Origin of the sequence: Lysobacter sp. Root690 (genome assembly GCF_001427785.1) — a bacterium.
Lineage (GTDB): Bacteria > Pseudomonadota > Gammaproteobacteria > Xanthomonadales > Xanthomonadaceae > Lysobacter.
On the sequence record NZ_LMHM01000013.1, the window covers coordinates 493375 to 498421 of the forward strand.

6 protein-coding genes are annotated in these 5047 nt (G+C 68.6%); all 6 read left to right on the plus strand.

Annotated elements, in window-relative coordinates:
• The first annotated feature begins 119 nt into the window (after window positions 1–119).
• On the plus strand, window positions 120–938 hold the full coding sequence (pabC, locus tag ASD86_RS14155; RefSeq protein WP_056111538.1) for an aminodeoxychorismate lyase: 819 nt from the start codon (window positions 120–122) through the stop codon (window positions 936–938).
• 63 nt (window positions 939–1001) lie between these two features.
• On the plus strand, window positions 1002–2150 hold the full coding sequence (gene mltG / locus ASD86_RS14160; RefSeq protein ID WP_235567760.1) for an endolytic transglycosylase MltG: 1149 nt from the start codon (window positions 1002–1004) through the stop codon (window positions 2148–2150).
• Entirely contained in the window at window positions 2147–2797 is a 651-nt protein-coding gene (tmk, locus tag ASD86_RS14165; protein ID WP_056111541.1) for a dTMP kinase, read from the plus strand. Before mltG ends, tmk begins: the two co-directional genes overlap by 4 nt.
• The gene (locus tag ASD86_RS14170; protein WP_056111544.1) at window positions 2794–3771 is read left to right on the plus strand and encodes a DNA polymerase III subunit delta'; all 978 of its coding nucleotides are present in this window, start codon (window positions 2794–2796) and stop codon (window positions 3769–3771) included. Before tmk ends, ASD86_RS14170 begins: the two co-directional genes overlap by 4 nt.
• Window positions 3768–4127 carry a PilZ domain-containing protein gene (locus tag ASD86_RS14175; protein ID WP_036111958.1) on the plus strand — a complete coding sequence of 120 codons (360 nt, stop codon included), beginning with the start codon at window positions 3768–3770 and terminating at the stop codon, window positions 4125–4127. The genes ASD86_RS14170 and ASD86_RS14175 overlap by 4 nt, the downstream gene beginning before the upstream one ends.
• A 48-nt stretch (window positions 4128–4175) precedes the next feature.
• Window positions 4176–4538 carry a hypothetical protein gene (locus tag ASD86_RS14180; RefSeq protein ID WP_157476629.1) on the plus strand — a complete coding sequence of 121 codons (363 nt, stop codon included), beginning with the start codon at window positions 4176–4178 and terminating at the stop codon, window positions 4536–4538.
• Window positions 4539–5047 lie beyond the last annotated feature (509 nt).

A 5047-nucleotide genomic window follows, 5' to 3' on the forward strand; every position in this document is an offset into this window, starting at 1 on the left:
GCACCCGCGGCGCAACCCTCGCCGTGTGGCAGAGCCCGCACACACGACGCGCACTGTCGCTCCGACAACCCCGGCCCCACCGCGTACGATGCCGCCATGCCGATCGTATCCCTCGCGCCATGACTGACTTCCGCCTGTTCCGCGGCGCCGACCGCATCGACGCGCTGTCGCCGTCCGACCGCGCCTACGCCTACGGCGACGGCGTATTCGAAACCATGCGCGCGCACCACGGCGACCTGCCGTGGTGGGACCGGCACTGGGCGCGGCTGCGCCACAGCGCGCCGCGGCTGGGCCTGACCCTGCCCGACGAAGATCAGGTTCGCTCTGAAGCGCAGTCCCTGCTGGCCGGCGAGGACGCGGTACTCAAGCTGATCCTCAGCCGCGGCGAAGGCGGACGCGGCTACGCGCCGCCGCCGCAAGCCGTCCCGTCGTGGACGATCTCACGCCACCCGCTGCCGCCGCCCGCGCCGCGCGAGGGCCTGACCCTGCGCTGGTGCGAGCTGCGCGTGTCGCTGCAGCCGGCATTGGCCGGGATGAAACACTGCAACCGCCTGGAGCAGGTGCTGGCGCGCACCGAATGGGACGATCCCGATGTGCATGAAGGCCTGCTGCTGAACACCGACGGCGAACTGGCCGGCGCGACCGCGGCCAATGTGTTCATGCTGCGCGCCGGGATCTGGCTGACCCCGCCGGTGGACCGCTGCGGCGTCGCCGGCGTGTGCCGCCAGGCTTTGATCGATCTGGCCGATATCCAGGTGCGGCCGCTGAACGCCGCCGACCTCGCGCGGGCCGACGCGGTTTTCCTGTGTAACGCCGTGCGCGGTATCCTGCCGGTGGCGCGGCTCGGCGAGCGGGAATGGGCGCCGCATCCGGGTCTGACCGGGTTGCGGCGCCGGCTCGGCTCCAGCCATCCCGCCTTCGCTGGGCTCGACGACTAGCGCCGCATCGCGGCCGCCGGTCGCGGCGGCGCGCGGCGGGTCGAATCGAATGACGGAGGTTTCGTGGCAGAAAAGAAACACAAGCGCGGCTGCGGTTGCCTGATCGTGATCGTGGTGCTGCTGGTGGCCCTGGCCGCCGCGGGCGCGTGGCTGTGGCAGCGTTACGACGCCTTCGCCGCCACCCCGATGAGCGGGCTGGAGAAGGGCGAAACCCTGCTGGTCGAACGCGGCGACTCGCTGCCGATCGTGGTGCGCAAACTGCGCGCGGCCGGGGCCGAGGTCGGCGAGCCGATGCAATGGCGCGTGCTGGCCAAGCAACTCGGCGCGGCCGGGCGGCTGCAGGTCGGCGAATACGCGCTGGAGCCGGGCACCAGCCCGCGCGCGCTGCTGATCGCGATGCGCGACGGCAAGATCATCAGCTACCGCTTCACCATCGTCGACGGCTGGAACATGCGCGACCTGCGCGCGGCCCTGGCCCGCGCCACGCCGCTCAAGCAGCAGATCGGGCAACTCGACGACAACGCGCTGATGAAGGCGCTCGGTCATCCCGGCCAGCACCCGGAGGGCCGTTTCCTGCCGGAGACCTACCAATACACCGGCGGCGACACCGACCTGGACGTGCTCAAGCGCGCCTACGCGGCGATGGACAAGGCGGTCGCCGCGGCCTGGGCCGCGCGCGATCCCAACAGCGTGCTCAAGAGCCCGGCCGAGCTGCTGATCATGGCCTCGATCGTGGAGAAGGAAACCGGCATTCCCGAAGAGCGCGCGCAGATCGCCGGCCTGTTCGAACGCCGGCTCAAGCTCGGCATGAAGCTGGAGACCGACCCGACCGTGATCTACGGCATCGGCGCGGCCTACGACGGCAACATCCGCAAGCGCGATCTGCAGACCGACACGCCGTACAACACCTACACTCGGGTCGGCCTGCCGCCGACGCCGATCGCGATGCCGGGCTTGGCCGCGCTCAAGGCCACCGCCAATCCGGCCCCGGGCGACGCGCTGTTCTTCGTCGCCTCCGGCGACGGCAGCGGCCGCAGCCTGTTCGCCGCGACCTACGCCCAGCATCAGGCCAATGTGCGCATCTACCTGCAGCGCTATCGGCAGAACCAGACCCGCGGCCAACCCGAAGAGGGCAAGGCGGTGCTGGAGGAAGCGGCCGAAGCCACCGATGCGCAGGCGCCCGCGCCGGCCTCGCCCGGGGCGACCCGATGACGCTGCGGACCCACGCGCGCTTCGTCACCCTGGAGGGCGGCGAAGGCGCGGGCAAGTCGACCGTGCTCAGCGCCTTGCGCGCGGCGTTCGAACGCGCCGGCATCCAGGCCGTGTACACCCGCGAACCCGGCGGCACGCCGCTGGCCGAACAGATTCGCGGCCTGATGCTCGATACCCACCACGAGCCAGCCTCGCCCGAAACCGAATTGCTGCTGGCGTTCGCCGCGCGTGCCCAGCACGTGCGCGCGACGATCGTGCCGGCGCTCGAACGCGGCGCGTGGGTGGTCAGCGATCGCTTCACCGATGCCAGCTACGCCTATCAAGGCGCCGGCCGCGGCCTGGATGCGCAGTTCATCGCCGAACTCGAGCGGCGCGTGGTCGGCATTCGTCCGGTGCTGACCTTGCTGCTCGACGTGCCGGTTGAGATCGGCCTGCAACGCATGCGCGGCCGCGGCGCCGCCGACCGGATCGAAAGCGAACGCAACGATTTCTTCGAGCGCGTGCGCCAGGGCTATCGCGACCGCGCCGCCGCTGAGCCCGAACGGTTCGAACTGATCGATGCGAGTCAGCCGGCTGAGACCGTCGCCGCGCAGGCGGTCGCCCGTCTGCATGCGTTGATCGCCGCGACCCCCGAGGTCGCGCGATGAGCGCCGCCGTATTCGCGCCGTGGCAGCGTCGCATCTACGATCAGGCCAAGGCCTCGATCGATGCCGGCCGTCTGGGTCACGGCCTGTTGTTCTGCGGCCCGGCGCAGTTGGGCAAGCGCGCGGTCGCCGAACGCCTCGCGCACGGCCTGCTGTGCCGCGACCGCGACGCCGCCGGCGAACCCTGCGGCCGTTGCCGCAGCTGCCTGCTGCTCGCCGCCGGCACCCATCCGGATTACCAGTTGGTCAGCTTCGTGCCGAACAAGGAAGGCACCAAGCTGCGCACCGAAATCGTGATTGATCAGATCCGCAGCCTGTCAGAACGCCTGTCGCTGACGCCGCAGTACGGCGGCGCGCAGATCGCGATCATCGACCCGGCCGACGCGATCAACAACGCCGCCTGCAACGCTTTGCTCAAGACCCTGGAAGAACCGGTGCAGGGCCGTTACCTGTGGCTGGTCAGTTCCTACCCGGCGCGTCTGCCGGCGACGATTCGCAGCCGCTGCCAGCGCCTGGAATTCCGCCTGCCGCAGGCGGACGAATCGCTGGCCTGGCTCAAAACCCAGGGCCACAGCGAGGCCAGCGCGCGCGAGGCCTTCGACGCCGCGCGCGGGCATCCCGGCCTGGCCCACGAATGGCTGAGCGGCGATGGGCTCAAGCTGCGCCGCGAAGTCGCCGCCGACCTGAGCAAGCTGGCGCGCGGCGACGTGTCCGCGCCGGAAGTGGCGCAACGCTGGGTCGGCGACGAACACGCATCGCTGCGTCTGCGACACGCGTCGGACATCGCGCTCGCGCAGGCCGCGTCCGGCTTGACCGACCCGGCCCGCGCGCGCAGTCTTGCGACTTGGTTCGATCGCGCCAACCGCACCCGCGATTTACTGCGGACCACGGTCCGCGCCGATCTGGCCGTCGTCGAATTGTTGATGGCCTGGCGCGCCGACGAAGCGCGCCGCGCCGCAGGAGGAAGCAGGGCATGAACGCAACAGCGGGCGCAGCGCGGCAGGGCATCTTGTCGTTGACGATCAAGGACAAGGCGGCGCTGTACAGCGCCTACATGCCGTTCCTGAAATACGGCGGCATCTTCGTCGCCACGCCCAAGCGCTATTTCCTCGGCGACGAAGTGTTCCTGCTGCTGACCCTGCCCGAATCCAGCGAGCGCATGCCGGTGGCCGGCAAGGTCGTCTGGGTCACCCCGACCGGCGCGCAGGGGCATCGTGCGGCCGGCATCGGCGTGCAGTTCGCCGAGACCGCCGAGGGCGACGCGGTCAAGGGCAAGATCGAGGCCTTGCTGGCCGGCACCCTGTCGGCCGAGCGGCCGACGCACACGATGTAATTCAACGATCGAGCAACGCAGCGGTCGATCCGCTCGCAAGGAGGCGGGATGTCTTCAGTGTGTGCCATTTCCCCAAGCGACAAACGCGCCCAGGCCCGGCGCGTGGGCGACGATCTGCTGCGCCATCACGGCAAAAAGCCTTATTACAGCGTCGAGGAAGTGAAGGCCGCGAACCGTCGCAACCAAGTGCCGTTCGATGTCGAGTGCTGGTCGCATGCGCTGTTCAACACCCACGAGGATTTCGACGCGATGCACGCGGCGCTCGGCGAGGCCTGCGATTACGTGGGGATGAAAACGCAGATGTTGCAGGCGGTCAGTCTGGGCGAGGGCGGGTGGTTCGACTTCGATTTCGACCTGTCGTGGCTGGAGTTTCCCGATATCGATTGGTCGGTGTTTGATTTTTTCGATTGAGGTTGATGCTTCGGTGGCGGGTGGCTAGGTGTGTGGCCGTTGTTGCGTTGCGTCGCATTCCGTTCCGTAGCATTCGCTGTCACGACCCGTTCGCTCAGTCTCTTGGTGCGAGCTTTATCGTCGAGTCTCTGCGCTTGGTTCCATTGCGCGGCTTGTCTTCAGCATTGCCGGATACTCACTTCTATTAGTCAGGACGAATCCTGGCGACGCCCACGCAAAATATGCATTGACAGCGTAGTTGCGTCGAAGCCTCTGTAGGAGCGGCGTCCTACTGGATTTCCTTCGGTCACAAGCCGCGACCGCGGGAATGCATCTACGACGAACCTTGCGCCGTTGCCGCGATGGCGCGGTCGCGGCTCGCGCTGCTCTTACAGGGTGGCCAGACGACTTTAGCTTTGGCTTTAGCTTGAAGCCGCGCAGTTCATCCAGCGCTACGAAGCGGCAACCTCGCGTTAGCAACAGCACACCCGAAGGGCGGCGTGCAGGATGCACGCCGTGCGCCACCGGGA